The organism is Cellulomonas sp. P4_B5_2 (assembly GCF_056402235.1).
The window spans coordinates 1-2,410 of record NZ_JBFUHU010000437.1 but is presented as its reverse complement, the minus strand read 5'-3'; the positions used below and the strand labels follow the sequence as shown (position 1 = coordinate 2,410).

3 protein-coding genes are annotated in these 2,410 nt (G+C 73.1%); 1 reads left to right on the top strand and 2 read right to left on the bottom strand.

The genetic code is table 11. From position 1 onward, the window contains the following. Positions 1-808 (top strand): AMP-dependent synthetase/ligase (locus tag AC1DUQ_RS20770; RefSeq protein ID WP_477074520.1); only part of this gene is annotated, 808 nt, incomplete at its 5' end. 60 nt (positions 809-868) lie between these two features. Here the strand turns inward: AC1DUQ_RS20770 and AC1DUQ_RS20765 are convergent. Next, positions 869-2,065, bottom strand: coding sequence for a baeRF2 domain-containing protein (locus tag AC1DUQ_RS20765; RefSeq protein WP_477062678.1), 1,197 nt, complete (start codon positions 2,063-2,065; stop codon positions 869-871). A gap of 125 nt (positions 2,066-2,190) precedes the next feature. Next, positions 2,191-2,410 (bottom strand): chorismate mutase (locus tag AC1DUQ_RS20760; protein ID WP_477074519.1); only part of this gene is annotated, 220 nt, incomplete at its 5' end.

Genomic DNA, 2,410 nt, shown 5'->3' with positions numbered 1-2,410 from the left:
CGCCAAGCTCCGCGCGGCGCTGGGCGGGCGGGCCGAGTTCGCGATCTCCGGCGGCGCCCCCCTGGGTGAGCGGCTCGGGCACTTCTACCGCGGCATCGGCGTCGAGGTGCTCGAGGGCTACGGCCTCACCGAGACGACCGCGGCCACGACCGTCAGCCGTCCCGGGGTCACCACGATCGGCACCGTCGGGCCCGCGTACCCCGGCACGGCCGTCCGGGTCGACGACGAGGGCCAGATCTTCGTCTCGGGCCCGCACGTGTTCCGCGGGTACCGGCACGATCCCGAGGCCACCGCCGAGGCGCTGGTGGACGGGTGGTTCCGCACCGGCGACCTCGGGACGRTCGACGAGGACGGGTGCCTGCGGATCACCGGCCGCACCAAGGAGATCATCGTCACCGCGGGCGGCAAGAACGTCGCCCCCGCCGTGCTCGAGGACCGCCTGCGCGGGCACCCGCTGGTCAGCCAGGTCGTCGTGGTCGGTGACCAGCGGCCCTTCATCGGAGCGCTCGTCACGCTCGACGCCGACATGCTCCCCGGCTGGCTGTCCAACCACGGCCTGCCCGCCATGTCGGTCGACGACGCCGCGACGTACCCCGCGGTCCTCGAGGCGCTGGACCGTGCCGCCGAGCGCGCCAACGAGGCAGTCTCCCGCGCCGAGTCAATCCGCAAGCTCCGCGTGCTCACCACGGACTTCACCGAGACGAACGGCTACCTCACCCCGTCGATGAAGGTGAAGCGCGCCCTGGTGCTCAAGGACTTCGCCGCGGACATCGACACGCTCTACACGGACACCCGCAGCACCGACTGACCACACGCGACGTCCGCACTCAAGGAGGCTCAGACCGCTCGAGTGCGGAAGTCGCAGTGTCTAGACGACCGTGCGCAGGCGGGCCTGGTCGGCGGACTGGGTGGGGACCGCCTCGCTGGGCGTGGAGTCGTCAGACCAGCGCAGCACCGCGCCGATGCCGTCCACCAGGTCGACCGCGCCGTCCTCGGCGAACGTGACGCCCGCGTCCTGCGCCAGCGCGGCACGGACGAGGGCCACGTTCGCGTCCATCTCGCGCGCGTTCTCCGTGACGCCGATCGACTGGAGGTCCCCCGCGCTCGTCGCCAGCTGCAGGGGTTCGGGCCCGACCCACAGGGTCCGCTCCGCCAGGCCCGTGGTGAGCACGCTGACCTGCAGCACCAGCTCCGCCACCTGGCCGCGCCGGAGCACCTCGATCACGTCACCCAGGGCGGTGACGGCACCGTCGCCGCGGCCCTGCGCCTCGCGGAACCGGTCGAGCACCGCCTGCCGCCGCCGGGTGCGGAACGCCTCGAGCGTCTCCTTGACCCGTGCCGCGAACGCTCCCTGGTTGACGCCCTCACCGCGCGACCCACCCTGCACCTCGACCACCAGCTCACGCGCCTGCTGGCCGACGGCCTCGCAGACGAGCTTGGTGGCGCGCACGTCGCCCGTGATCACCACGAGGTCGGGCTTGCGCTCCGCGACGCGCTTGTCCAGCACGGCCGCGACCGCCTCGGCATTGCGACCCCAGGAGTCCTCCGCTCGCGTCTGGCTGCGCCGGTCGAGACCGCCCTCGCGCGTCTTGTGCACGTCGTCGTGCCCACCGTCGACGGTCTCGGTCTCCGGGCCACCCTCGGTGCGTACGGTGCCACCGGCAGCCCAGGTGAGGTCCGCTCCGTTGCGGTCCACCTCGACCAGCAGGTAAGAGACGGTCTCGTCGGCGGCGCGCACGGCCGGGAGCAGGGCCGGCGCGGGACCGAACACCGCGTGGGACTGGGCCGGAGGCTCGGAGAGCACGCGGTCGACCACCACCCCTTGGGCGTCGGCCACGACCACCCGCCCGTGGGGGGCGCGCACACCGGTGGGGACCGAGACCACGTCGGCGATCTGGTCCAGCACCCAGGCCGGTGCGCCGTCGCGCTCGAGAGAGCGTCGGACGGCCCTCCAGCGGTCAGCCGCCTCGGCGTCACCCGTCGCACCGTTGCGCGTCGCGTCGAGGTAGACGGTCGTGAACGGTGCCGGGCGTCCGAGCAGCGGCTTGAGCCAGTGCAGATCCATGGGCAAGTACCTCCGGTGTCGATCGTCCCCGGCGACCGCGCACGCGTGATCCGCCCCCGCGCGGCATGCCGGAGCTGACCCCTCCTACCCTCCGCCCCCAGGGGGCGCCGCGCCACCCCGAATAATCAGGCGCCTCGGGCGTGGTCCTCGGCGATGGCCTCGTGGTGCCGGATGACCTCTTCGACGATGAACGCGAGGAACTTCTCCGCGAACACGGGGTCGAGGTCCGCGGTGCGCGCGAGCTCCCGCAGGCGCGCGACCTGCTGCTCCTCACGTGCCGGGTCCGACGGCGGCAGACCGCTGGTCGCCTTCAGCACGCCGACCTGCTGCGTCGCCTTGAAACGC